The organism is Bradyrhizobium sp. 14AA (assembly GCF_054185205.1).
Genome location: NZ_JAVAYM010000021.1, coordinates 21,418 through 47,882, shown reverse-complemented (window position 1 = coordinate 47,882; position 26,465 = coordinate 21,418). Strand labels below are relative to the sequence as shown.

The following is a 26,465-nucleotide window of genomic DNA, read 5'->3' as shown; positions in this document are numbered from 1 at the left end:
GACCCATAACCGCAGGATTGGGTTATGTGCGCGGTATTGGCCGCATCGTTCGCCCGAAAGATTCCGCGGTATGGGTCCTGGCTTTGCCAGGACGACGGCGGAGGGTACGGCGCGCGCCCCACACGAAAACTTAAAACGCGTTCCTCAGCAGCGGGTACTTCGCTTCCAGGCCGTCGAGGCTGAAGGTGAATTCAACCAGGCGCTCGGGGGCTGCGACGATTTCGGCGGCGGGCGGGGAGAACTGCGGCAGAAGCGTCGCCATCGCGGCAGGCACTGTGGGCGGCGCCAGCGGAGCGGGCACGGCGAGCGGCGCGATCGGGGCCTCGGTGATCTCGGCGAGCACGTTCGGGATGGGATCGAGCGCGACCGGCACGGCGGTCTCGGGAGCGATGTGGACGGCCTTCGGCTGCACGGTCTGCGCCTGCTGGTCGCGCGGAAACACGCGGGGCATCGTCGCCGGCGACCAGCCGAATGCGGGCGTCACGCTCGCCGCCGCCTCGGCAACGTCCGCGCCGGTGGCGAGCGCACGCCAGGTCTGAACGGCGCGCTTGGCTTCCTGGATGTTTTCGAGAAATGCGATCTCGGAGTGATAACGGCGCCAGCGTCCGGTCTCGAACATTTCGGAGAGATGTTGCAGGCGCTGCTCGGCGAGGGCGCACCAGCGTGCCGCGACGGCGCGGTCACTCGCCACGTCGCGAACAGTCCCTTGGCGTTGTGTCATGAACCAGCCCGTGAGGAGAGAAATACGGACGCGACGCAACGCACACGAATCAATTTAGACGCGACATGAATATTTTGTGGAAAAGTTTTGACTTGTCCAGCAACGACACCGATTTCGTCACGAAAGACCGTAGTCGTGCGGATATTTGCTGTGTTTTCGAGTCAAGCTTCGCACAAGCATAACGGACGTGCGGCGCGCCAAGCGAACGATGGCGACCAACGCGGTCGCTCTCTTTCAACCGGAAGCTGAACGAAGGCAGGGCTTCAAAGAATTGGACGCCCAAAAAGAAAAGACCCGTCCGGGGGGACAACCGGACGGGTCGAGCCATATGGGCGCTTGGGGTGGATGGGCGCTCGCGCCTGATATGACTGATGGGGAGGGATGACCGCTCCCACATATTTTGGTCGTGGCAGCTGGCTTGAACGTTCAATGCGGCGTTCGATTTTTTGACCTTCGAGCCGCGCGCATCTTTGTCGCAGCCGCTATCGCCTCGCCGGCCTATCCACCTGAGAAATCGTGGATTTATCGTCGGCACTCGAGAGCGAGGGTTGTTCGATCGCACGGATGCCGGGCTCGTCGCGACGCTTCCCGGCATCTTCACGTTTTGTTGTACCGGACGCCGCTGCAACCGGCGTCGCATTGTCGACGGGAACGGCCATGACCGCGGCAAAGGCGTCAGCCTCGCCGTCGCCGAAGAGATCGTCACGGCCGGGTGAGCCGAGGTCGCGCGCGGTCTTCACAAGCGTCATGCGCAGCGCTTCCGGCTTCAGCGCGTAATTGCGTTCGAGCAGCAGGGCGGCGACGCCGGAGACATAGGCGGCCGAGAACGAGGTTCCCGACGTCATCTGGTATTTGCCGTCGGGCGCCGGCAGGAAGATGTCGACGCCGGGCGCTGCAACCGCGATGTAATTGCCGCGGTTGGAGGCGGGGAACAGCCTGTCCTGCCGATCGGTCGCGCTGACCGCGATCACGTTGGGATTGGCGGCGGGATAGAGCGGCGGCGATTTCTCGCCGGCGTTGCCGGCAGCCGCGATCAGCACGAGGCCGCGCGCAGCGGTCGCCGCGATGGCGCGCTCGATCACCGCGTCCTTCGGACCGGCAAAGCTCATATTGACGATCTGCGCGCCGTGCTCGGCGGCATAGTTCAGCGAGCGCAGGATGATGTAGGACGAGCTCTCGGCGCCGCCGGTGGTGCCGCCGAAGGCGCGGATGGCGATGATGCGCGCCTCGGGCGCGCTGCCCATCAGCCTGGCATGCGCCACGATGGCACCCGCGATGCCGGTGCCGTGAACGTGCGGACCTTCGGCGCTGCCGAGTGCATCGAAACTGTCGGAGACGGAATTGGCGAGTTCGGGATGCCTGGCGTCGATGCCGGAATCGATCACGGCAACCGTCACGTTGGCGCCATGCGCCAGCGTATGCGCCTGCGGCAGGCGGAGTTTCGTCAGTGCATATTGCGCAGGATCGCCTTCGCTCGGCGTCGCCGGCTTCTGGTCCTGGAGCACATATCGGAAATTCGGCTGGAGCGAGCGCACGCTGCCGTCGGCAGCGAATTCGCGCCGCACCGTCTCGTACGGCCGGCCGTCTGCGATGCGGAACAGGCCGAACGTCGCCCCGATCAGCGGGAAGTTCTCCGAAGAGATGCGCCTCAAGCCGTGCCGGCGAGCGAGTTCGTCAGCCTCCGCCACCGACAGGGCGCCGTCGATCTCGGCGACGAATTCATTGGCGAAGCTGCGCAGGTTCCCGGCGGCCGGAATGTTGTTGCCGCGCCCCTTGCCGGCGCTCTTCTTGCCCGATTTTCCAGTGCCCTCGCCGCCCGCGTTCGGCTGCGCCAGGCACTCGCCGTCGGCATCGCGATAGGGCGCGGTGCAGGCCGGATAGAGGTTCGGCGAATAGTGCGCATAGGGCAGCACCGGCGTCGACCCGATCCGCGCCGACGGGATCCGGGCGGTCGTGATCGGGCGCGGGCCGCGATCGACGCTCACCGCCCGCGCGGCGATGCTCGGAGAGATCGTTGGCGTGCGCGAGGGGACGCTGATCGTGGGCGTGCGCATGATCGCCTGCGCCTGCGCAACCTCGACGCCGAGACAGGCGGCGAGCAGGAGCGCGGCTCCGACCGATGAGGCGTAAACCCCGGCGCGTACCCTGCTCTCGGATCTGCCTGTCATCGGTTCGGCGGCGCGCTCAGGGCGCCGCGACGGCCAGATTGACGAACTTCTCGCGCTGCATCCTGCCGAGCAGCGAGGCGAGCTCGTCCTGGCTCATCGCCTTGTCGAACTGGAGACGGAACATGCCGCCCTTGGCATCGCCGATGATCGAAGCCTGGTAGCTGTCGAGCAGCGCGGTGATGTCGGCGACGCGCGCCTCGGGCGTGAAGCGCACCAGCGCGCGCGCAGCAGGTGCCGCGGACGATCCGAGCTCGCGCGTAATCGGCGCGCTGGTCGAAAGCGAGGCGGTCTGGAAGGTCGCGGTCTGGGTCTTCATCAGCACGGCGCCGATGACGCCGGCCTGCAGCACGAACGCGATGGCGCCGAGGCTTGCCGACCAGGCCAGCGTGCGCGGCGACAGGCTCGCGAAGAAGGTCGAGATGCGCGCCGACAGCGGCAGCGAACCGGTCGCCCGCGCCGGCTCGGCGTCGATCGCGGCGAACAGCTTCTGCATCGCCCGCGCCGACGGAGCACCCAGGCTCTCGTTCAGGTGGATGGTCTCTTCGTACTCGCCGCGGATCGCGGCATATTGCCTGGCGAGTTCGGGATCGCGCGCCAGCGCTTCCTCGACACGGCGCGCATCGCGCGCGTTCAGCGTGCCGGCGGCGTGCCAGGGCAGCAGCAGTTCAATTTCACTGGGCTCTTGCTCCAGCATCTTCTTGCTCAATGCCATCATGGCCAGCCTCGCTCAACGCCGGCTGCTTTCAGCAGTTCGGCAAGTTTCTTGCGCGCATAGAACAAGCGCGTCTTCACAGTGTTCTCCGGTATCCCGACGATTTCGGCAACTTCTTCCACGGATTTCTCGTGGTAGTAGACGAGATCGACGATTTCCCGGTGGTCCGGCGAGAGGCCCGTCAGACACTCCCGCAACGCTTCACTGGTATCCTTCTTCTGCACCACCGTTTCCGGATCATCGGACGTGTCCTCGATCGCGTTCGCGGCGTCTTCGTCCAACTCAAAATCCTTCCTGCGCCGGAGCGCCGAGAGGGCCTTGAATCGGGTAATTGCCAGCAGCCAGGTGGAAACGGCGGATCGGCCCTCGAACTTGCCGGCTTGACGCCAGACGTCGAGAAACACCTCGCTAATGAGGTCTTCCGCCGCCTGCTCGTCCCGCACAAGCCTCAGCCCGAACCTGTAAACCCTGACATGGTGCCGCCCGTACAGCACCTGCATGGCGAGCCGGTCACCTTGAGCGATCCTGGCGATCAGGACCTCGTCCGAAGCCGCCTGTGTCACGCTCAATGGCCGTCTCGCAAGGTTGGTCGGGTCGACGCCGCGGCCGGTTCGACGGGAGGTGCAAAATTGTTCAACCTACCGCAGTCATACGGGGCCCTGTGTGATCTACCCCACATACGCATATTTTTCTTGTCCCACCCGCGGCGAACGGCCATGTCAATCCAAATTGGTAACATAATACTGAAACACTTTCCTGCGGAACGCCCGCCCGGCACGGGCGGGCCGACCAAGTCCGGTTCCATAGCAGCCCTGCACGACGTATGTCTCACGAAGCCCTGCTTTGGCTCGACCGCATCGCAAACGATGCCTAATCGCCGGCAAATTCCCGCTGCCGGCCGATATCACCCTGTTCCGCACTGCACGGTTCGGATTCGGTTTCGAAAGGATACCAAACCTAAAGGCTTGCCACGTAGATTTTTGGGCTGACATCCACCATTGGCGGGACCATGAACACGGCCGCGACGTCCTTTCCCGAGAGGAATGCCGCTGAGGTCGCGGATCTCGTCCTCGCGCCCGAGGCGGCCGCCCCCGACGTGGTGGCGCGGCGGGCCCGGCAGCGCCGCCAGATGTATGTCGGCCAGGTCGCAAGCTACTCGCTCGGCGCCTTCGTCCTGCTGCTCTATGGCTATGACGGCGCCGTTGCGATGCACGTGCCGTCGCTGTTCTGGGCCGGCGGCCTCTCGATCATCGGCATCTTCGTCGTGATGTCGGAAGCCGGCGTCGGCGACCGGTTCGCCGACCACTATCTCACGGTCTTCCAGATCTCGGCGCACATGGCGCTGCAGTTCGTCTTCCTGGTGTCGGTGCCGACGATCGGCATCGCTTTCATCAGCGTGCTGTTCCTGGTGTTCGCCTTCGGCTCGCTGCGCATGACCGCGGCCCAGGCAATGTTTACCTTTGCCGTCGCCGCCACCGGTCTTGCTGCCGTCTTCCTCGCCTCCGACCTGCCGATCGGCATGCCCGTCGCGACGCGGCTCCAGCGGATCGCCTCGATGCTGTGCTTCGTGCTGGTGATCGGCCAGTGCGCCTTCCTCGGCCTGTTCGGCGCCACGCTGCGCAAGATCCTGTATCGGCGCAGCATCGAGCTGAAGGCCGCCTATCAGCGCATCGAGGAGCTGGCCGAGCTCGACGAGCTCACCGGCTCCTACAACCGCCGCTGCATCATGCGGCTTCTCGACGTCGAGATCGAAAAGTCGCGGCAGGCATCGACGCCTTGCGCGATCGCCCTGATCGATCTCGACTGGTTCAAGCGCATCAACGACGCCCACGGCCATCCCATGGGCGACGAGGTGCTCCGTACCTTCGCGATCACCATTTTTGCCAATATCCGTCCGGACGACCGCTTTGGCCGCTACGGCGGCGAGGAATTTCTGCTGCTGCTGCCGGGAGCGGACGGCAAGGCGGCGCTGCGCATGCTCGAGCGCTTGCGCAGCATCGTCGCCGATCTCGACTGGAGCGCATTTGCCCCCGGCACGCGCGTGACCATTTCCGCGGGCGTCGTGACGCTGCGCGACAATGATACTGCCGACACGTTTCTCGCGCGCGCCGACAGCGCGCTCTATTCCGCCAAGGCGCAAGGGCGCAACCGTATTGCAACGAGCTGACCAATCCATTTTCTTCCGGCGCGACAAAAACCACGGCCGGACCGAACGCTCCAGGACAGGGCAATGACATTCAAATCCGCCAAACCATCCGAGAACCTGCTCGAGGAATTGCAGGCCGCGCTCTCGCACGGCACCGTCGCGCGCCGGGTCGAGACGTTGCGCCGCGTCACCGATCTGTTCGTGGGCAACGCGGTGGATTATTCCGACGACCACGTCCGTGTGTTCGACGACGTGTTCCAATGCCTGATCGAGCAGATCGAGACTTCGGCCAGGGCACTGCTTGCCGACCGCCTCGCGCCGATCGCGGCCGCACCGCCGAAGATCATCCGCACGCTCGCGCTCGACGAGGTGATCGAGGTCTCCGGCCCCGTGCTCACGAAATCGGAACGGCTGGACGAGACGACCCTGATCGAGATCGCGCGCACCAGGAGCCAGGCGCATCTCAAGGCGATCTCGCTGCGGCGGGTGCTGTCGGAAGCGCTGACCGACGTGCTGGTGACGCGCGGCAACGAGGACGTGGTGCAGTCGACCGTCAGCAATCCGGGCGCGCAACTCTCGGAGGGAAGTCTCACCGACCTCGTCACCCGCGCCGAACGCGACGACGACCTCGCCACCTGCATCGGTCTGCGGCCCGGCCTGCCCCGCCATCACTATCTGAAGCTGATCGCCAAGGCGTCGCTGAGCGTACGCAGGAAAATGGAGGCCGCGCATCCGGAGATGGCCGACGAAGTGTCGAGCGTGGTCCAGGAAGCTGCCCAGCGGGTCCGCTCCGCCGCGATGACCCGGCAGACCGAGATGGCGCGTGCGCTCGTGAGGTCGTTGCACGAGGATGGCCGCCTCAGCGAGTTCCAGGTCACCGCCTTCGCCGAGCAGGGCAAGTTCGACGAGACCAATGCGGGGCTCGCGGCGCTCGCGGGCGTCGCCGTCGAGACTGCCGAGACCATGATGATCGAGAGCCGGACAGAGGGCGTGATGATCCTCGCCAAGGTCGCGGGTATGTCCTGGCCGGGCGTGCGCGCCATCATCGCCATGCGCGAAAAGCTCTCCGGCGGTTCGCAGACCGACATGCTCACACTGCGGGACACCTACGAGGCGCTGCGCTCATCGACTGCGCAGCAGGTGCTGCGCTTCCACCGCATGCAGCAGAGCGCGACGCCGGCGGCCTGACGCCGGCGCTAGTAGCGCAGAACCCTGGAGCCGACCGCCGCGCCGATCACGGTCACCAATGCGGTCGCGAGCGTGTACCAGGTCGCAACGAAAAGCGGCGAGTCGTCGGTGCAATGCGAGGCGTAGAGCGTCGCGGCGAGGCCGGCCGACACCAGGCCGGCGAGCGCGCCGGCGAGCGCGGGGCGCGAGGGCGCGCCGTGGCGCAGGCCGAACAGCGCCCCCGCGAGCAGCGGCAGCGACATCGCGGGGATCGCGAACAGGCATACCCTGGAGTTCTTGCCCATCAGGCGCATGGTCATCGGCATGGCGGGTGCCATCATCGCCTCGCTGCCGATCGCCACCGCGAGCAGTCCGACGGGAAGCAGCAGCAGCCAGCCCCAGCCTCGCAACAGGGCCTCGGGCCGCGACAGATGCAGGCTGACGATGATCGCGGGGATCGCGAGCGACAGCGTGACCGCGAACTTCATATCGAAGAACGGATTGCCCATGGCCGTCATCACGTCGGCGCGCACGCCGAGGAACGTCGCGAAGATCAGGATCGACAGCGGTGCGGCGACCAGCAGCGCCATCGTCAGCACGGCGCCGACGCGCGGCGCGCGATGGGCGTTGTCGGCCGCGAGCGAGCGAATGAGTTGATCGGTATCCATGACTAGTGGTCCCGCAGTTTGGCGGTCAGCGCCGCAAGTCCGCGATGCAGCGCGACCCGCACCGCACCTTCGCTCATGGAAAACTTTGCCGCCGTGTCCTTGATCGAGGCGCTGTTCACCGCGATCGACTGCAGCACGTCGCGCTGGCGCTGCGGCAGGGTGTCGAGCTGGGCTGCCACCTCGCCGGCTGAAGCGGTCTCCGCCGGCACCTCGCCCGGCAGCGTCTCGGCGAAGTCGTCGATGTTGACGAAGACGCGCTTGCCGCGCCGGCGGAGCGTGTCGATCAGCTTGTTGCGGCCGATCGCAAACAGCCAGGGCGCGAAGGGGGCTTCGCTGTCCCAGGTGTGCCGCTTCAGATGCACCGCCAACAGAATCTCCTGCACGATATCCTCGGCCTGGTCGGGAGGCTGGCCTGCCCGTGCCAGGCCTCGCCTTGCGGCAGCGCGCAGCACCGGCGTGACCGCCTTCAACAGGCGATGATATGCCGCGTCATCGCCTGCCATGGCCGACCGCATCAGGCCGGTCCATTCGTCCTCACGTCCGCGCACGCGCGCCCCTCACCAAGCAATTCGGCCGCTCTTTCAATTTGTTACGCGGGCGGCCACCAGATCACGAATTCGTGATCGATGGTGGAGCCCGCGACCGAAACGGCCGTAGGGATCTTCGACGGCTCATAACACTGATCGGCCCGTTCCGCATCCAGCGGCCGGCCGCGAGGGGCGGCTTGCCCCGTTTTCGCCCAGTGTAGCCCGAAGATTCCCATTTTCTGCCGCGCTGTGGTCACGCCCCGGGGTCTCTGTTCGCCCCGGGACGGGCGGAATTGGGGAGATCCTCAACATGATGAAAGCCAGCGGGCGCGCGGCCGTGATTCTTCTGGCCGCATTTTTCGTGCTGTTCGGCGGCGTTGCACAGGCGGCGCCGAGCTCAACTGCAAGCGGCAAATCGGACAGCGCCGGCACACAGGCCGACCCGGTCAGGCCGAGCAAGCAGCGGCGCCACACTTCGCACCGCAGCACCAGCAGCAAGACGGCTCAGAAATCTCAAGAGACGTCGCAAGACAAGGCCGACAAGAAGGACGCCGCGGCCAAGGCCGACGACGCGCAGGCCAACAAAGACGTGCCGGCCTCGAGCCAGATGCCGCCGGAAGTCGCCAACGCCAATGCGCAGATTGCCGCCGCCGATACGCCGACCGCGGCTGCCGCCTCCGCGATGACGGGGCGTGCCAACGACAACGTCCAGGCCGCGGCCGATAATACCACCAGCCCGAACGCCGAGAGCCAGGTCGTCGCACCCGATCAGCTCAATGACATCGACCGCGCCCTGCAACAGGACAATCCGCCGGCGCAGAAGGCCGCGATTGCCGCGACCGAGGCGCAGCCGCGCCCCGCGCCCGTGATGGCAAGCAGCCAGCATAGCTCGGCCTGGGACCAGAGCTCCCTGATCGGCAAGATCTTCATCGGCGTCGGCACGCTGCTGACGCTGGCCTCCGCTGCGCGCATGTTCTTGGCCTGATTTTTGGCCTGAGTTTCGGCCTGAGTTTCGGCCTGAGGGACCTCGTCCGGAATACGCGTCTCGCCGCGTGTTCCGGCGGCCTCGTTCCGACCGCCTTTGCGCCCCCTTGAAGCCCACCGCGCCAGCGGGCACATTGCCCGCCCAATCAAAAGCGTGGGTGGAGCATGAGCACGTTCGAACACATCATCGTCGAGAGCAAAGGCGCAGTCGGCATCGTCAAGTTGAACCGGCCGAAGATGCTCAACGCGCTCTCTTTCGGCGTCTTCCGCGAGATCGCCGCGGCGGTCGACGATCTCGAAGCCGATGACGCCATCGGCTGCATCGTCGTGACCGGCAGCGAGAAAGCTTTTGCCGCCGGCGCCGACATCAAGGAGATGCAGCCGAAGGGCTTCATCGACATGTTCTCCGAGGATTTTGCCGCGATCGGCGGCGACCGCCTCGCGCGCTGCCGCAAGCCGACCATTGCCGCGGTCTCGGGCTACGCGCTGGGAGGCGGCTGCGAACTCGCCATGATGTGCGACTTCATCATCGCCGCCGACACCGCCAAATTCGGCCAGCCCGAGATCACGCTCGGCACCATTCCCGGCATCGGCGGCACCCAGCGCCTGACCCGCGCGATCGGCAAGTCGAAGGCGATGGATCTCTGCCTGACCGGCCGCATGATGGATGCTGCGGAAGCCGAGCGCAGCGGCCTCGTCAGCCGCATTGTGCCCGCCGACAAGCTGATGGACGAAGTCATGGCCGCCGCCGACAAGATCGCCTCGATGTCGCGCCCTGCGACCGCGATGGCCAAGGAAGCGGTGAACCGCGCGTTCGAGACGACGCTGGCGGAAGGCATGAGCGTCGAGCGCAACCTGTTCCACTCGACCTTCGCGCTGGAAGACCGCTCCGAGGGCATGGCGGCGTTCATCGAGAAGCGCAAACCGGTGAACAAGAACCGGTGAGCCATCACTTGGTCAGGCTGATGTAAGTCTCTGGCGCGTCCCCGCAAAAAAGCTGTGACGCACCTGCAACAAGCACGGAATAGATGGGGGTTTTCCCCGCGGCAGTTTGCCTGCGGGACCCCGGCTCGTTAAACAGTTAAGAGGCCACCGTCGGCGGGGGCGGACAGCCGGGGTTTAGCGGGATTACATGATTGGGCGTGCCGCCAGAGCTGGTCGCGTGATGACGCGACGTCGATCGGGCGTGGGTCCTGTGCTTGCGACATGGACCACGCTGGCGCTCTCGTGCGCCCTGCCCTCCGCGGCATGGGCCGAAGCCCTGCCGGAGGCGCTCGCCAAGGCCTACCAGACCAACCCGCAGCTCAATGCCGAGCGCGCGCGTCAGCGTGCCACCGATGAGAACGTGCCGCAGGCGCTCGCCGGCTATCGGCCGCAGATCATGGCGAGCCTCAGCGCCGGCCTGCAATCGGTGCGCAATCTGCTGCCCGACAACACCATCCAGACCGCCAACCTGAAGCCCTGGGTCATCGGCGTCACCGTGACGCAGACCCTGTTCAACGGCTTCCGTACCGCCAACAACGTGCGGGCCGCCGAGCTTCAGGTGCAGTCGGGCCGCGAGGCGCTGCGCAATGTCGGCCAGGGCGTGCTGCTCGATGCGGTCACCGCCTATACCAACGTGCTCGCCAACCAGTCGCTGGTCGAGGCGCAGCGCTCCAACGTCGCCTTCCTGCGCGAAACGCTCGCCGTCACCCAGCGTCGCCTCAACGCCGGCGATGTCACGCCGACCGACAGCGCCCAGGCCGAGGCCCGTCTCAACCGCGGCCTTGCCGACCTCAATGCCGCCGAGGTCGCGCTCGCGGTGAGCCAGGCGATATACGCGCAGGTGATCGGCAATGCGCCGTCGCAGCTTCGGGCCGCCGAAGTCGTCGACCGCTATCTGCCGAAGAGCCGCGAAGACGCCATGACGATGGCGATCCGCCAGCACCCCGCGGTGATGGCCGCTGGCTTCGACGTCGATGTCGCCTCCACCAACATCCGCGTTGCCGAAGGCGCGCTGCTGCCGAGCGCCAGCATCCAGGGCAGCGCCAGCAAAAGCCGCAACAACGACCCGACGCTCGGCACCTTCGCCGAGGACCAGGCCTCGATCGTCGCCAGCGTCACCGCGCCGATCTACGACGGCGGCCAGGCCGCTTCGCAGACCCGGCAGGCCAAGGAAATCACGGCGCAGAGCCGGCTCGTGCTCGACCAGGTGCGCAACCAGGCGCGCACGGCGGCGACCAGCGCCTGGGTCGCCAATGAGGGCGCCAAGATCGCGGTGTCGGCCTCGGAGTCCGAGGTGAAGGCGGCGACCGTCGCGCTCCAGGGCGTGCAGCGCGAGGCCGCCGGCGGACAGCGCACGACGGTGGACGTGCTGAACTCGCAGGCCGATCTGATCCAGGCCAAGGCCCGACTGATCGGCGCGCTGCGCGACCGCGTCATCGCGTCCTACACGCTGCTCAGCGCCGTCGGCCATCTCGACGTCAAGACCTTGAGCCTGAACACGCCGGACTACCTGCCCGAGGTGCACTACCAGCAGGTCCGCGACGCCTGGCACGGCCTGCGCACGCCCTCGGGGCAGTAGTTTCAAATCGCTTGGATCGGTGCCGATGAAAAGCCGCCGCATCCATCTGATGGGAGCTTCCGGCTCCGGCGTGACGACGCTCGGTCGCGCGCTCGCGGGCCGGCTCGCGCTGCCGCATCACGACAGCGACGACTATTTCTGGCTGCCGACTGTCCCGCCCTACCAGACGACACGCCCCGCCTCCGAGCGGCTGAGGTTGATGCGCGAGATTTTTCTGCCGCGGCACGACTGGGTATTGAGCGGGACCGTCACCGGCTGGGGCAACGAGCTCGTCCCGTTCTTCGACCTTGTCGTCTTTGTGACGACGCCGCGCGAACTTCGCTTGCAGCGCCTGCGTGGCCGCGAGGCTGCGCATTTCGGAGCTGATGCCGTCGCACAGGGCGGCTGGCGTCATGAGGAGACGGAGTCGTTCGTGGAATGGGCCTCGCGCTACGAAGCCGGCGATCGCGAGGGCCGCAGTCTCGCAAAAGATGAGGCCTGGCTCGCAGGCCTGCCCTGCCCGGTCGTGCGCGTTGACGGCTCGCGCCCGCTTGCGGACGTCGTCGAGCAGCTATGCAGCGAAGCGCAGCGGCTGTCCGGCTGATGTGATATCGTTCCGGCACCACTGCCTAATAACAAAAAACAGGGAGAGAAACCGTGCTCAACCGACGCAGCGTCCTGCTTGCCTCCCTTGCCGCCGGAGTAGCCATGACCAACAGAGCCCACGCCCGCGCGGCGCAGCCTGCGACGCCGGTCAATTTCGACGTCCCGCTGCACGCCTGCGACTGCCACACTCACATTCATGGTGACGTCGAGAAGTTTCCTTTCTTCGCCGGGCGCGTCTACACGCCCGAGCCGGCAAGCCCCGAAGAAATGGCCGCACTGCATAAGGCGCTGCATATCGAACGCGTGGTGATCGTGACCCCGAGCGTCTACGGCACCGACAATTCATCGACCTTGTTCGGCATGAAAGCCCGCGGTGCGAACGCGCGCGGCGTCGCCGTGATCGACGACAAGACGCCGGCGAGCACGCTCGACATGATGCAGCAGGACGGCTTCCGCGGCGTCCGCCTCAATCTCGCGACCGGCGGCGTCAATGACCCCAATGTCGGCCGACCGCGCTTCACCGCCGCGGTCGAGCGCATGAAGGCACGCGGCTGGCACGTGCAGCTCTATACCACCTTGGCCATGATCACGGCGATCAAGGACCTCGTCGAGACGGCGCCGGTACCCGTCGTGTTCGACCATTTCGGCGGCCTGGAAGCCTCGCAGGGTCCGGAGCAGCCGGGCTTCTCCGATCTCGTTGCGCTGGTGAAGTCCGGCAAGGCCTATGTGAAGATCTCCGGCGCCTATCGCTCGTCGAAGCTCGCGCCGGATTATCAGGACATGGTGCCGTTCGCGCGGGCGCTGATCGCAGCGAATCCGGATCGCATCGTCTGGGGCACCGACTGGCCGCATCCGGATTCGAGCCGTGTCGAGGGACGAAAAGCCACCGACATTGCGCCGCTGTACCAGATCGACGACGGCCGTCTCCTCAACCAGCTTCCGGTATGGGCGCCGGACGCGGATGTGCGCAAGAGGATCCTGGTCGACAATCCGGCGCGGCTTTACGGTTTTTGAGACCTCAGCCGGCGCCCGCAATCAGCGCGCGCGGCGGGAGAAGAAGGAGATCAGCACCGGCAAGGTCACCAGGATCACGACGGGCGCGAGCATCATGCCGGTGACGACGACGACCGCGAGCGGCTTCTGCACCTGCGAGCCGATGCCTTCCGACAGCGCCGCCGGAAGCAGGCCGACGCCGGCGACCACGCAGGTCATCAGCACCGGCCGGAGCTGCAACTCGCCGGTGCGTATCACCGCGCTCACGCGGTCCATGCCCTCTTCGATGAGCTGGTTGAACTGCGACAGGATGATGATGCCGTCCATCACCGCAATGCCGAACAGTGCGATGAAACCGATCGCGGCCGAGACGCTGAAGGCGGTACCGGTGATCAACAGTCCGAGGACGCCGCCGAAGATCGCCATCGGAATCACGCTCATGGCGAGCAACGTGTCGGTCATCGAGCCGAAATTGAACCAGAGCAGCACGCCGATCAGCGCCAGCGAGATCGGCACCACGATCGACAGCCGGCGGATGGCGTCCTGGAGATTGCCGAACTCGCCGACCCATTCCATGTGCGAGCCGGGCGGCAGCTGCACCTGATCGGCGATCTTCTGCTGCGCCTCGCGGATTGCGCTGCCGAGGTCGCGCTCGCGCACCGAGAACTTGATCGGCAGATAGCGTTCCTGCTGCTCGCGATAGATGTAGGCGGCACCGGACACCAGGCTGATGGTGGCGACCTCGCTCAAGGGGATCTGCGTCACGGTGCCGTTCGGTCCGGGCGCACCGATGCGCAGGTTCTGGATCGCCTCGGCGCTCCTGCGGTATTCCGGCGCGAGGCGGACGATGATCGGGAAGTGACGATCGCTTCCGGGCTCGTAGAGATCGCCCGCGGTGTCGCCGCCGATCGCGACCTTGATGGTGGCGTTGATATCGCCGGGCGCGAGCCCGTAGCGCGCGGCCTTGGCACGGTCGATGTCGATCTGGACGGTCGGCTGCCCGAGCGAGGTAAACACCGCAAGGTCGGTCACGCCCTGCACCGTGGCCAGCACCGACTTGATCTTGGCGGCGGTGTCGGTGAGCGCCTGGAGATCACTGCCGAACAGCTTGATCGAGTTCTCGCCCTTCACGCCGGAGACGGCTTCGGACACGTTGTCCTGGAGATATTGCGAGAAGTTGAACTCGACGCCGGGGAAGCGGTCGTCGAGCTGCTTGAGCAGTTGCGCGGTCAGCTCTTCCTTGTCGCGGGTGCCGGGCCATTGGCTGGCGGGCTTCAGCGGCGCGAAGAACTCTGCGTTGAAGAAGCCGGCGGCGTCGGTGCCGTCATCGGGACGGCCGTGCTGCGACACCACGGATTCCACCTCGGGCCGGGCGCGGATCACCTTGCGCATCTCGTTGACGTAGGAGTTGCCCTCCTGGAGCGAGATGGTCGGCGGCAGCGTGGCGCGGATCCAGAGATTGCCCTCTTCCAGCTTGGGCAGGAATTCGAGGCCGAGCAGCCGGCTCAGTGCCACGGTCATCACCACGAGGCCGACCGCACCGCCGAGCACGATGCCGCGGTTGGCGACGGCCCAATTCAGTAGCGGCATGTAGAGCCGGTGCAGGATCCGCATGACCCTGGTCTCGGTCTCCTCGACATGCGCCGGCAGGATGATCGCGGACAACGCCGGCGTGACGGTGAAGGTCGCGAGCAGACCACCGGCCAGCGCATAGGCATAGGTCCGCGCCATGGGTCCGAAGATATTGCCCTCGACGCCCGAGAGCGTGAACAGCGGCAGGAAGGCCGCGATGATGATCGCCGCGGCGAAGAAGATCGAGCGCGAGACGTCCGCGGCCGCGCTGAGGATGGCATGGCTCTTCATGCCGAACAGCGTCTCGGGCGACATCTGTTCGGATTCCGACATCGGCGTCGTCTGCGTCAGGCGGCGGAAGATCGCTTCCACCATGATGACCGTGGCGTCGACGATCAGGCCGAAGTCGATCGCGCCGACCGAGAGCAGGTTGGCCGATTCCCCGCGCAGCACCAGGATGATCACGGCGAAGAACAGCGCGAACGGAATGGTGGCGCCGACGATCAGCGCGCTGCGCAGGTCGCCGAGGAAGATCCACTGCAACAGCACGATCAGCAGGATGCCGACCACCATGTTGTGCAGCACGGTGTGGGTCGTGAGCTCGATCAGGTCGCCGCGGTCGTAGATGCGCTCGATGCGTACGCCGGGCGGCAGGATGCTGGACTCGTTGATGGTTTGAACGAGTTGGTGGACGCGCTTGATGGTTGGCGAGCTCTGCTCGCCGCGGCGCATCAGCACGATGCCCTGCACGATGTCGTCGGCCTCGTCGAGGCCGGCAATGCCGAGACGGGGTCTTTGGCCGACGGTGACCGTGGCGACGTCCTTGACCAGAACAGGATTGCCGCCGGTCTGCGAGACCATGGTATTGGCGAGATCGTCGATCGAGCGGATCAGGCCGACGCCACGCACCACCGCCGATTGCTGGCCGATATTGACCGTGTTGCCGCCGACATTGACGTTCGCATTGCCGACCGCCTGGAGCAGCTGCGGCAGCGTCAGGCCATTGGCGACGAGCTTGTTGAAGTCGACCTGGAGCTCGTAGGTCTTGCTCTTGCCGCCCCAGCCGGTGACGTCGATCACCCCCGGCACGGCGCGGAAGCGGCGCTGGAGGATCCAGTCCTGGATGGTCTTGAGGTCGAGCACGCTGTAGTTCGGCGGACCGACCAGGCGGTAGCGGAAGATTTCGCCGATCGGGCTGAGCGGCGAGATCTGCGGCTGCACGTTGCCGGGCAGCGGCGCGAGCTGCGCCAGGCGGTTCAGCACCTGCTGCAACGCCTCTTCGTAAGTATAGGCGAAGGAGAACTGGATTTTGACGTCGGAGAGACCATAGAGCGAGATGGTGCGGATGGTCGTGATGTTCTTCAGGCCCGCGACCTGGGTCTCGATCGGGATCGTGATGTAGCGCTCGATCTCTTCCGCCGACAGGCCCGGGCTCTGCGTCACGATGTCGACCATCGGCGGCGTCGGGTCGGGATAGGCCTCGATGTTGAGCTGGTTGAACGCGATCAGGCCGCCGACGAACACGGCGACGAACATGCCGACCATCAGGAAGCGCCGGTTGACGGCAAGTGCGACGAGGCGATCCATTCAGGTCTTCAGTTTGTCTTCAGTTCGGTTCTTCAGTTTTCTTGGGTCGTCGATCAGCTGCCGGACGCCGCGCGGTCGATGAACAGGCTGCCCCTGACGACGATCTGCTCGCCGGGCTTCAGGTTGCTGGTGACCTCGACGAGATTGCCGTTGATGAGGCCGATCTTGATCTGGCGCAGCTCGACCGACTTGTCCTCGCGCGCAACCCAGATACGGACCTGGTCGCCTTCATAGATCAGCGACTGCTTCGGCACCGCCGGCGCGGCACGGTCGCCGGCCGAATAGATCGTGACGTTGGCGAACATCTCGGGCTTGAGCAGCCCGTCCTTGTTGTCGATGGTGGCGCGGACCAGAAGGCGGCGGGTGCTTGGGTCGATCGCGGCGGCGACGTAGTTGATCTTCGCGGTGAGCGGACGGCCCGGCAGCGCCATCACGTTGACGGTGATGTCCTGCCCGATGCACACCGCGGCCGCATCGCTCTCGCGCACGAAGGCGGTGAGCCAGACCGTGGAGAGATCGCCGACCACGAAGACCGGATCGCTGGCGCCGGAATTGACGTACTGGCCGGGGCCGATCTTGCGCTGCACGACGGTGCCGGAGATCGGCGAGTAGATCGTGACCTCCGGATTGATCGCGCCCTTGTCCTGGAACGCCTTGATGGTCTCGTCGGTGAAGCCGAGGATGCGCAGCTTGTTGCGCGCGGCTTCCAGCGCCGTCGTCGAGGAGCGCATGTCGTTCTGCGCCTGGACCTGGGTCGCTTCCGCCTGCTGGTAGTCCTTCAGCGGGATGGCGTGGCCTTCATAGAGGTCCTTGGCGCGCTTGAACTGGATCTCGGCAAGATCGATCGCCGACTTCGCTTTGTTCTGCGAGGTCATCGCCGCGATGAAATCGTTCTGGGCCTGCACGGTGTCGGCGGCCTCGATTGTGAACAGCGGTTGACCTTGCTTCAGTGTCTCGCCCGGCTTGGCGAGCAGCTTGGTCACGCGGCCCGCATAAGGCGAGAACACCGGCGTCGAGCGATCCTCGTCGACCGCGACCTTGCCCTCGGTGACATACTCGGCCCGGAAGGTCTTGGCCTTGACCGGCTCGATCGTCAGGGTCGCCCATTCGGACGCCGTCGGCGTGAAGTTCTGCGCATTCCTGCGCGACTGGCTGGAGATCTCGGAGTGGCTCTTCTCCTTGGCGCCCGCACGGAGAAAGCCGTAGACCCCGGCACCGGCAAGAGCTAGTAAAACTACGGATGCGACGACCCGTTGTTTTGTAAGCACCTGCAATCGCTTGGTATTTTCAACTACCATGGGGCCCGGTCGTGTCTGCGACGATCTCGGCAGATGCCTGCCTTATCGGTCGCGCTAATAGTGCTGAATTGTGATTTCAAACAACCTAAAAAACGCTGGGGCCTCTCCGTTTGCGTTAAAATTTTGCGACGCGTCAGGCCTGGGTAAGCTCCGTGTCAGTTTCGAGCCGGCCACAGTGCCGGATGACTGCCGAGCGGCATCGCCGGACGGCTCCATTGCGCCGGCGTCTTCGACAGCAGTGCCGAGTGGCGCACCGCTTTCAACGTGCCGAAGCCAGATGGCACGCTGTCGATGAACGCCGCATGTACGGCCGCGCCCGTAATATCCGGGGTGTTCAGTCCGCCGTCGTGCCGGCCGAGATTCCACAACCAGCGACCGGTCTGTGCCAGCGACACGCGCACATGCCAGCTGCCGCCTTGGCTGGCCTGACGTGCCTTGGCCATCATCGCACCGAACGCCATCAGATAGCCGGTGGCGTGGTCGAGCATCTGTGCCGGCAATTCCTTGGGACCGTCGATGCCCGCGGCCTGCCCTTCCGCATGGTTGAAGCCGGTCGTGGTCTGCACCAGCGAATCGAAGCCGCGCCGCTCGGCCCAGGGACCGGCATCGCCATAGGCCGACAGCGTGACATAGACGATGCCGGGATTGATGGCCGCCGCGTCCTCCGGCGCGAAGCCGAGCGCTGCAAGCGCGCGCGGGCGATAGCCTTGCGAGACAATGTCGGCGTCCTTCAAGAGCTCGCGCAATTGCGCCCTGCCCGTCTCGCTCTTCAGCGCGATGAAGCTGGTGAGCTTGCCGCGGCCGGTGTCGATGGTGAGCCAGGGAATGGCGGGCAGCTCCGGCCCTGACACCAGCAGCACGTCCGCGCCGTGCGCGGCGAGCGTGCGGCCGGCAACGGGCCCCGCGATCACGCGAGAAAGGTCGAGCACGCGCAGGCCTTCGAGCGGACGATCACCTCCAGGCCAGGGCTTTGGCGGGGCGTCGCCGATCTTCGCGATCGAGACCAGTGGCAATTCGGCGAGCGCCCGCGCCTGCGGCAGCGCCGACCATTCGTCGTAGCTCCGCATCAAGGCAACGACGCCGCCCGCGGCATAAGCCGCGGTTTCAAAATCCTCGCCCTTCCATTGCATCAGCGCGGCCTGCACCTTCTCGCGTTCAGGCTCGCAGCCGAGCACATTGCAGACGGCATCGCGATGATGCGGAAAATTGGTGTGGCAGCGGACGAAGCGGTTGTCGCCCGTCCTGTAGACGCCGGCGATGGCGTCCCAGGCCGGTGGCGGCGGCTTGTCGTCGACGCGCAAATAGCGCTCGGAGCGGCATTCGGCGACGGCGTGGCGCATGTCGACGGAGACGTCCTGTATCTCGCCGCTGCGCAGCCGCCAGATCTCGGCGGCGGCAAGGCCGGCCGCGGCGATCGTGGCCTGTCCGGCGACGGCGACGCGAAACGAGGACGGGATTTGCGGCTCCGCGCCGGTCAACCGTACGCGGGCGAGCGCTGCCGCATCGCCGCCGGCAGAGGTCCAGATACCCTTGAGAATATCGGCGGGGTTTTGCATGGCCGCTTCTCTCCCGTTCAGGTTATTGTTTGAGCATGATCTCCGCGCAAACGCGTTTCGCGTTGGTCGCGACGGAAAACCGCTGCACACTTTTCCGGATCATGCTCTAGTTTCATGACCATTCATCAGCACAAGAAGGATTGCAATGGCCGCCATCGATCCCCTCACCGCAGGCGCCGTGTTCGTCGCAACGGCGGCCACCGACGCGGTCTATGTGATGTTCACCTCGGCCGTGGTTGCGCGCAAGCGCATGCCGGCGGCGACCTGGAGCGCAATCTGGTACCTGCTCTCGTCCTACGCCGTGATCAGCTACACCGAAAACGCCTTCTATGTCGCTTTCGCCGCGATCGGCTCCTGGGTCGGCGCCTACGCCTCGCTGACCTTCCTGCACCGCCCGCCCGGCGGCCCGCCGGTGGGGGCTGCGCCGGAGTGAGGCGGGCCACTCCTCTCTCCACGTCGTCATTGCGAGGAGCTCTTGCGACGAAGCAATCCAGACTGACTATCTCCGCGGATGCATTTCTGGATTGCTTCGCTGCGCTCGCAATGACGAATTGGAGAGTTCAGCATACCCACCGAAACAGCTACACTCCCCGCACCAACAAAAAGGAATCCCAACAATGGATCTCGGTCTCAAAGGAAAAAACGCCATCGTGCTCGGCGGCACGCGCGGCATCGGGCGGGCGATTGCGGAGACGCTCGCCGGTGAAGGCGCCAATGTCGCGGTCTGCGCGCGCAATGCCGATCAAGTTGCGGCCACCGTCGCCGAGCTGAAGGCGACGGGCATCAACGCGACCGGCGGTCCCGTCGACGTCACCGACGGCACGGCGCTGAAAGCGTGGGTCGAGGGTGCTGCGAACGAGCTTGGCGGCATCGACTTGCTGTTCTCCAATGCCGGCGCGATGGCGCAGGGCCACGATGCCGCATCGTGGCAGCAGAATTTCCAGCTCGACGTGCTCGGCGCCGTGCATGCGTTCGACGCCGCGCGGCCGTTTCTCGAGGTCAGCGGCGAGAGACGCGGCGATGCCGCCTTCGTCATCATCTCGTCGATCTCCGCGGCGCAAGCGGACACGGCCAGCTCCTACGGCCCGATCAAGGCCGCGCTGATCCACATGTCCAAGGGACTGGCGCGGCAATACGCCAAGAAGAAGATCCGTGTGAATGTCGTGTCGCCCGGCACGGTCTATTTCAAGGGCGGCGTCTGGAACATGATCGAGCAGAACATGCCCGAGCGTTACAACGACGCGATGAAGCGCAACCCGTTGGGCCGGATGGCAACGCCGCAGGAGATCGCGAACGCAGCGGTGTTTCTGGCAAGCCCGGTGTCGGGGTTCACCACGGGATCGAATCTGGTTGTAGATGGCGCGATCTCGAACCGGGTGAATTTTTAGGGAAACGGCATCATCATCTAGGAACTCGTAGGGTGGGCAAAGCGAAGCGTGTCCACCGCCTGCGCGAGGAGATCCTAGACGGTGGGCACGACGCTTACGCGCCTTTGCCCACCCTACGGCAGCTGTGCGGAAGGCAAGAGCCTCAATGAAAATCCCGCGACGGCGGCAGGATGCGGACGTTGCGGGGGTGGCGGATTTTCTGTGCCGGCATGTCCGCGAGGGCGCGGGGGTCTTCGTTGAGCGGCTCGACCACGGTTGCGCCTGCCGGCAGCGGATGCTGGCGGCTCAGGGCATCGTTGGCGAGCCCGACCAGATCATGCGAGCGGTCGATCATGCGCTGGGCGATGAGATGAGTCACCTTCTCGGGGCTGCTCTGGATATAGCCCTCGACCAGGATGAGGCGCGCGCCCATCACCTCCTTGCGGTACTGCTCCATGATCTTGGGCCACACCACGACATTGGCGATGCCGGTTTCGTCCTCGAGTGTCATGAACACGACGCCGCTGGCGCTGCCCGGACGTTGCCGCACCAGCACCACGCCGGCGCAGCGGACGCGGCGCCGCTCGTTCTCGTGGCTGATCTCCTTGCAGGCGACGACGCGCTCGCGCGAAAACATCTCGCGCAAGAATTCCATCGGGTGACCTTTGAGCGATAGCCGGATGGTCTGGTAGTCCGCGACCACCTGCTCGGAACGCGGCATCGTCGGCAGCGGTTTTGCGTGCTCATCCGGCTGCTCGCGCGCGGTGGCCGCCTCGAACAGCGGCAGCGGCACATCGTCAGGCAGCCGCCGCACCTGCCACAGCGCCTCGCGGCGATCGAGCCCGAGCGAGCGGAACGCATCGGCATCGGCAAGCAAAATCAGCGCGCGCTTGGGCAGGCCGGTGTCGCGGGCAAAATCTTCCAGCGACGTGAAGGGACGGCGGTTGCGGGCGGCGACGATGCGGTCGGCCCAGTCTTCCTGAGCGACATAAACCTTGCCTTGCCGCTTCGTCTGCTCCTTTTTGAGGAACTCCTCATCGGGATCGAGCCAATGGAAGCCGTCGATCTGGCGGAAACCGAGGCGCACGGCACAATACCTGTCCTTGGTGTTCTCCAGCGTGTTCTGCGCAAAGCTGTAGGACACATCGATGTCTCGCACCTCGACGCCGTTCTTGCGGGCATCGCTGACGATCTGCGCGGGCGCGTAAAAGCCCATCGGCTGCGAGTTCAGCAGGCCGCAGCAGAAAGCATCGGGGTGGTAGTGCTTCAGCCATGAAGAAATGTAGACCAGTTGCGCGAAGCTCGCGGCATGACTCTCCGGAAAGCCATAGGAGCCAAAACCCTTGATCTGGTCAAAGCAGCTTCTGGCGAAGTTGGGGTCGTAGCCGCGCGCCACCATGTTGCCGATCAGCTTCTCCTCGTATTGGCCGATGGTACCGACATTGCGAAAGGTCGCCATCGAGCGGCGCAGGCCGTTGGCTTCTTCGGACGTAAAATGTGCGGCCTCGATCGCGATGCGCATCGCCTGTTCCTGGAACAGGGGGACGCCCAACGTTTTGTGCAGCACATTGTAAAGCTCGTCCTTGTCGCCGTGGTCCGGCGACGGCGACGGATAGCTCACCTTTTCGATCCCGTTCCGCCGCCGCAGATAAGGATGCACCATGTCGCCCTGGATCGGCCCGGGGCGCACGATCGCGACCTCGATGACGAGGTCGTAGAAGGTCCGCGGCTTCAGGCGCGGCAGCATGTTCATCTGGGCGCGGCTCTCGACCTGGAAGACGCCGAGCGACTCCCCGTCACACAGCATGTCGTAAACCCTGGGATCGTCCTGCGGAACGCTCGCCAGCACAAAACGCTCGCCCTTGTGCTGGTCGATCAGATCGAAACATTTGCGGATGCAGGTCAGCATGCCCAGTGCGAGCACGTCGACCTTCATCATGTTGAGCGCGTCGACGTCGTCCTTGTCCCATTCGATGAAGGTGCGGTCGTCCATCGCGGCATTACCGATCGGCACATAAGTGTCGAGCCGGTCCTGCGTCAGCACATAGCCGCCGACATGCTGGGAGAGATGGCGCGGAAATTCGATCAGCTCGGTTGCAAGCTCGACCGCGAGGTTGATCATGGGGTTTTGCGGATCGAGCCCGGCCTGCCTGACCTGCATGTCGTTGAGGCCCTTGCCCCAGCTGCCCCAGACGGTGTCAGCGAGCGCGGCGGTGACGTCCTCGGTGAGGCCCAGCGCCTTGCCGACGTCGCGGATGGCGCTGCGCGGACGGTAATGGATGATGGTGGCGATGATCGCGGCGCGGTGACGGCCGTAGCGGCGATAGACATATTGCATCACCTCCTCGCGCCGCGAATGCTCGAAATCGACGTCGATGTCGGGCGGCTCCAGCCGCTCCTTGGAGATGAAGCGCTCGAACAGCAGGTCGACCTTGGTCGGGTCGACCGAGGTGATGCCGAGCACGTAGCACACGGCCGAATTCGCCGCCGATCCCCGCCCCTGGCACAGGATGTTCTGGCTGCGCGCGTAATGCACGATGTCGTGTACGGTGAGAAAGTAGTGCGCGTATTTCAGCTCGGCGATCAGCGCGAGCTCTTTCTTCAGCGTGGCGCGCAGCTTGCCGTCGATCTGGCCGCCGAAATATTTGTCGACGCCCGCCCAGGTCAGATCCTCCAGATGTCCCTGCGCGGTCTTGCCCGGCGGCACCGGCTCATCCGGATACTGGTATTTGAGCTGATCGAGCGAGAAGTCGATTGCGTCGGCAAAACGCATGGTCTCCGCGATCGCCTCGGGGAAATCACGGAACAGCCGCGACATTTCGCGAGGCGTCTTCAGAAACCGCTCGGCATTGGCCTCTAACTTCCGTCCGACCGCCTCGATCGTGGTCTTTTCCCGGATGCAGGTCAGCACGTCCTGCAAGGGGCGGCGCGCGGGATGGTGATAGAGCACCTCGTTGGTTGCGAGCAGCGGCACTCCTGCTTTTGCGGCGAGATCGTCGAGCCGCGCCAGTCGGCGCCGGTCGTCGCCGCGATAGATCAGGCTCGCCGCCAGCCATACACCCTCGGCGCGGCTTGCTTTCAGCTTTGCAAGAATATCCAGCGCCTGCGCCGGCTCGAAGCGATGCGGCAGCGTCAGGACCAGGAGCTGGCCTTCGGAGAACTCGAGGAGATCGGCAAAGGTGAGACGGCACTCGCCCTTCTCGATCCGCGTGATGTCGTCGCCGCGCTTGCCCCGGGTCAGAAGCTGGCACAGCCGGCCATAGGCCGCGCGGTCGCTCGGATAAACAAAGATATCCGGCGTGCCGTCGATGAAGACGATGCGCGCGCCGATCAGCAGCTTCGGCTTGTGCAGCACCTTGTCATTGTCGAGCTCCTTGTAAGCCCGCACCACGCCGGCGAGCGTGTTGTGGTCGGCGATGCCGATCGCGGGAATCCCGAGGATGCTGGCCTGATGCACATAGGCGCGCGGATCCGAGCCGCCGCGCAGGAAGGAGAAGTTCGTGGTGATGCCGATCTCGGCATAAGCGGGCGCGTTCATGCGAAGAGACCGTGCACGTACCAGCCGGGAGAAGCGGGCTCGCCATCGCCGTCGAACACCTCCCCCTCGTAAAGGCCATCGCGAAAAATCCAGAAGCGCAGGCCTTCGGCATCCTCGATGCGGAAATAATCCCGCGTCAGCTGCTTGCCGTCCTGCCGCCACCATTCCATGGCGATGCGCTCGGGTCCTTCCACCCGCACCACCGCATGCAGCGCGCGGCGCCAGGTGAACTGATGCGGCGGGCCATCCGGCACGGCCGCGAACGGCACCTTGATCGGCTCCGGCTTCTCGAACAGCCTGAGTGGGCGTAGCGGCGGCTCGCTCTCGATCCGCGCCGGCCATTCGGCCTGCATGGCGGCGGCGAGATGATGCTGCGCCGGCGCGGCCAGCACCGCACATTCGGGGATATGGCTATCCTCAGGCAGGTGCACGACGACGCGTTTTCCGCCGATGCGCGCGGCGATGCGGTCGATCAGCGCGGAAAGCTCGTCATTGTCGTGGACATGGGCGTCGAGGTCGCGCTGCTCCTGCACCACGATCTCGGTGCGGCTCGCCGACAGCCGCACAATATCGAAGCCGAAGCCGGGATCGAGGGGATCGGCGAGCGCATCGAGCCGCTCGCGGAACAGCCGGTCGACGACCGCGCTTCGTATCACGGGACGTCCGGTCTCGACCATGATCGCGCGCACCACGCCGTCGGTGCGGAAGAACGCGGCTTCCAGCCGCCGCGCGCCCTTGCCCTGTTTCTCCATGGACGCGATCAACGTGTCCGCCAGCCGCGACAGCGTCATTGCGATCATGGTGCCGGTCGCGATCGGCTCGGCAAAACGTTTTTCCACGATGTAATCGGGCAGCGGCTTTCGCGGATTGATCGGCGCATCGCCCCGCCCCAGCGCATGTGCGAGCAGCGTGGAGAACCGTGCGCCGAACCGCGCCGTGATCTCGCTCGGCGAGCGCGAGGCGACGTCGCCGATGGTCTTGAGGCCGGCGCGGCGCAGACCGGTGGTGATGGCTTCGCCCGCACCGAGCGCGGACACCGGAAACCGGTCGATCGCCGCCGCCTCTCCGCCATCGGCAACGATGCTGCCCGAGGCCTGCCGCGTCAGCGTGCGCGCGCAGACCGAGGTGCCGGCGATCGCCGCACCGACGGCAAAGCCCTGGCGAGCGAGCGCACGAACCAGCGTCTGCAACAGCGCAGCTTCGCCGCCGAACAGATGCGCGCAACCGGTGATATCGAGGAACAGCCCATGCGGCGGATCGAGCGCCACCAGCGGCGTGAAGCGGTCGCACCAATCGGCGACGTCGCTGAGCGTCTTGGCATCGGCCACGACATCGGCGTCGAACACTTTCAAGTCCGGACACATCGCCCGGGCATTGGCGAGCGGCTGGCCGATGTACAGCCCGAGGCGCTCGGCGGCCTCGTCGAGCGCATGGATCACCAGCGCATTGTTGTCCTTGATGACGACGATGCTGGGATCATTGGTTCTACCCAGCCCGGCGCTGTTGAAGAACCGCTGGATCCTGTCGATAGGCAGGCGCGGCAGCCACAGGCTGAGGATACGTCGACGGTTCACTGAACTGGCACTCATCACAATTCCATTCCATGATCCACCGGCCGCAGGGGCCATGACGATTGCGCAACAGCTCGGCATCGAAGCGCGGCGCGCCCCAGGCACTCCACATCGAGCCCGGCGGTGAATGCGCCGCGCGCAGCATCCACCTGGTCTCCGCGGTCGAAGGCAGCGGCTGCGCCGCCATCCGCAACATCAGCCCGGTGACGCCGGAGCCTTGCGCGGCCAGCGTCAGCTTGCGGCTCGCCACGAGATCGAATTGTCTCGTCTCGCCCCAGAGCTCGAGCACGACGGCGCCCAGCGCATCGCAGGCGAGCGCATCGGCCGAAGTGCGCAGCGCGCTCTCGACATCGGCCGCGCGCACCATCACCACGCGCCGCGGATCGAGACCAAGCTCGGCAAGCCCGCTCATCGACAACGCGCCCGTTTCAAGTTCCGAGAAATCCTGCCGCACCCACAGCAGCGGTCGCTGCGCCGAGACGCGCCCGGCGAGCCCCATGACGAAGCCGGTCGCGGCCGTCCCCTGGCGCCCCTCGCAAAACACCTCGTGGATCACCGCGCGCGCGAGGCCGCCCTTCAACGCGCCGTCGACCTCGCTGTGACCGAGCGCGACGCGACCCTGCTGATGCACGACCTCCGCCGTCTCGATGCGCTCGATCTGGCCGCGCAAGGTCGCAAGCGCGCTCATACGTGCGCCGCTCATATACGCCGCTCCTTCAGAGGTGATTGCCGATGGCTCTCA

At 65.6% G+C, this 26,465-nt stretch carries 21 protein-coding genes; 9 read left to right on the top strand and 12 right to left on the bottom strand.

Features of this window, described 5'->3' with window-relative positions; translation table 11 throughout:
* Positions 1-130: 130 nt before the first annotated feature.
* From RAD15_RS30840 to RAD15_RS30825, 4 genes are all read right to left on the bottom strand, one after another.
* Positions 131-691, bottom strand: coding sequence for a TIGR03809 family protein (locus RAD15_RS30840; protein ID WP_458182242.1), 561 nt, complete (start codon positions 689-691; stop codon positions 131-133).
* A 512-nt stretch (positions 692-1,203) separates the two neighbouring features.
* On the bottom strand, positions 1,204-2,889 hold the full coding sequence (locus RAD15_RS30835; protein WP_458182084.1) for a S8 family serine peptidase: 1,686 nt from the start codon (positions 2,887-2,889) through the stop codon (positions 1,204-1,206).
* 16 nt (positions 2,890-2,905) lie between these two features.
* Positions 2,906-3,604 carry a hypothetical protein gene (locus RAD15_RS30830; RefSeq protein WP_458182083.1) on the bottom strand — a complete coding sequence of 233 codons (699 nt, stop codon included), beginning with the start codon at positions 3,602-3,604 and terminating at the stop codon, positions 2,906-2,908.
* Positions 3,601-4,170: a sigma-70 family RNA polymerase sigma factor gene (locus RAD15_RS30825; protein WP_174719206.1), complete on the bottom strand. Its 570-nt coding sequence runs from the start codon at positions 4,168-4,170 to the stop codon at positions 3,601-3,603. The genes RAD15_RS30830 and RAD15_RS30825 overlap by 4 nt, the downstream gene beginning before the upstream one ends.
* Positions 4,171-4,610: 440 nt before the next feature.
* Between RAD15_RS30825 and RAD15_RS30820 the strand changes: the two genes are divergently transcribed.
* Positions 4,611-5,768, top strand: coding sequence for a GGDEF domain-containing protein (locus tag RAD15_RS30820; RefSeq protein ID WP_458182082.1), 1,158 nt, complete (start codon positions 4,611-4,613; stop codon positions 5,766-5,768).
* A gap of 63 nt (positions 5,769-5,831) precedes the next feature.
* Positions 5,832-6,935 (top strand): DUF2336 domain-containing protein, encoded by a 1,104-nt coding sequence (locus tag RAD15_RS30815; protein ID WP_458182081.1) that lies wholly within the window; start codon positions 5,832-5,834, stop codon positions 6,933-6,935.
* 8 nt (positions 6,936-6,943) lie between these two features.
* On the opposite strand, the gene RAD15_RS30810 is transcribed toward RAD15_RS30815, so the two are convergent.
* Positions 6,944-7,582 carry an NrsF family protein gene (locus RAD15_RS30810; RefSeq protein ID WP_458182079.1) on the bottom strand — a complete coding sequence of 213 codons (639 nt, stop codon included), beginning with the start codon at positions 7,580-7,582 and terminating at the stop codon, positions 6,944-6,946.
* A gap of 2 nt (positions 7,583-7,584) precedes the next feature.
* A complete protein-coding gene (locus RAD15_RS30805; protein ID WP_458182078.1) occupies positions 7,585-8,130 on the bottom strand; it encodes a sigma-70 family RNA polymerase sigma factor in 546 nt (181 codons plus the stop codon).
* A 289-nt stretch (positions 8,131-8,419) separates the two neighbouring features.
* Here RAD15_RS30805 and RAD15_RS30800 point away from each other — a divergent pair, with 289 nt between their 5' ends.
* From RAD15_RS30800 to RAD15_RS30780, 5 genes are all read left to right on the top strand, one after another.
* A complete protein-coding gene (locus RAD15_RS30800) occupies positions 8,420-9,094 on the top strand; it encodes a hypothetical protein (protein WP_458182076.1) in 675 nt (224 codons plus the stop codon).
* Positions 9,095-9,258: 164 nt separating this feature from the next.
* Positions 9,259-10,038: an enoyl-CoA hydratase gene (locus RAD15_RS30795; RefSeq protein ID WP_458182075.1), complete on the top strand. Its 780-nt coding sequence runs from the start codon at positions 9,259-9,261 to the stop codon at positions 10,036-10,038.
* 187 nt (positions 10,039-10,225) lie between these two features.
* Positions 10,226-11,656, top strand: coding sequence for a TolC family outer membrane protein (locus tag RAD15_RS30790; protein WP_458182073.1), 1,431 nt, complete (start codon positions 10,226-10,228; stop codon positions 11,654-11,656).
* A gap of 25 nt (positions 11,657-11,681) precedes the next feature.
* Positions 11,682-12,239, top strand: a complete 558-nt coding sequence (locus tag RAD15_RS30785) for a hypothetical protein (protein WP_458182072.1) — start codon at positions 11,682-11,684, stop codon at positions 12,237-12,239.
* Between the two features lie 53 nt (positions 12,240-12,292).
* Positions 12,293-13,255, top strand: a complete 963-nt coding sequence (locus RAD15_RS30780; RefSeq protein WP_458182070.1) for an amidohydrolase family protein — start codon at positions 12,293-12,295, stop codon at positions 13,253-13,255.
* Between the two features lie 21 nt (positions 13,256-13,276).
* Here the strand turns inward: RAD15_RS30780 and RAD15_RS30775 are convergent, their stop codons facing one another.
* The 3 genes from RAD15_RS30775 to RAD15_RS30765 form a co-directional block, all read right to left on the bottom strand.
* Positions 13,277-16,393: an efflux RND transporter permease subunit gene (locus RAD15_RS30775; protein WP_458182069.1), complete on the bottom strand. Its 3,117-nt coding sequence runs from the start codon at positions 16,391-16,393 to the stop codon at positions 13,277-13,279.
* A gap of 53 nt (positions 16,394-16,446) precedes the next feature.
* The gene (locus tag RAD15_RS30770; protein WP_458182067.1) at positions 16,447-17,691 is read right to left on the bottom strand and encodes an efflux RND transporter periplasmic adaptor subunit; all 1,245 of its coding nucleotides are present in this window, start codon (positions 17,689-17,691) and stop codon (positions 16,447-16,449) included.
* Between the two features lie 155 nt (positions 17,692-17,846).
* Positions 17,847-19,247: a CoA transferase gene (locus tag RAD15_RS30765; RefSeq protein ID WP_458182065.1), complete on the bottom strand. Its 1,401-nt coding sequence runs from the start codon at positions 19,245-19,247 to the stop codon at positions 17,847-17,849.
* A 145-nt stretch (positions 19,248-19,392) separates the two neighbouring features.
* On the opposite strand from RAD15_RS30765, the gene RAD15_RS30760 reads away from it, so the two are divergent.
* Both RAD15_RS30760 and RAD15_RS30755 read left to right on the top strand, forming a co-directional pair.
* A complete protein-coding gene (locus RAD15_RS30760) occupies positions 19,393-19,680 on the top strand; it encodes a hypothetical protein (protein ID WP_326899625.1) in 288 nt (95 codons plus the stop codon).
* 184 nt (positions 19,681-19,864) lie between these two features.
* Positions 19,865-20,635, top strand: coding sequence for an SDR family NAD(P)-dependent oxidoreductase (locus RAD15_RS30755; protein ID WP_458182064.1), 771 nt, complete (start codon positions 19,865-19,867; stop codon positions 20,633-20,635).
* A gap of 142 nt (positions 20,636-20,777) precedes the next feature.
* Here RAD15_RS30755 and RAD15_RS30750 read toward each other — a convergent pair whose 3' ends face one another.
* Genes RAD15_RS30750 through RAD15_RS30740 form a run of 3 tightly spaced genes read right to left on the bottom strand, consistent with a single transcriptional unit; the run spans position 20,778 to position 26,426 of the window.
* Positions 20,778-24,152, bottom strand: a complete 3,375-nt coding sequence (locus RAD15_RS30750; RefSeq protein WP_458182062.1) for an error-prone DNA polymerase — start codon at positions 24,150-24,152, stop codon at positions 20,778-20,780.
* Positions 24,149-25,741 carry a Y-family DNA polymerase gene (locus RAD15_RS30745; RefSeq protein ID WP_458182060.1) on the bottom strand — a complete coding sequence of 531 codons (1,593 nt, stop codon included), beginning with the start codon at positions 25,739-25,741 and terminating at the stop codon, positions 24,149-24,151. The genes RAD15_RS30750 and RAD15_RS30745 overlap by 4 nt, the downstream gene beginning before the upstream one ends.
* Positions 25,638-26,426 (bottom strand): ImuA family protein, encoded by a 789-nt coding sequence (locus tag RAD15_RS30740; protein WP_458182059.1) that lies wholly within the window; start codon positions 26,424-26,426, stop codon positions 25,638-25,640. The genes RAD15_RS30745 and RAD15_RS30740 overlap by 104 nt, the downstream gene beginning before the upstream one ends.
* Positions 26,427-26,465: the final 39 nt, after the last annotated feature.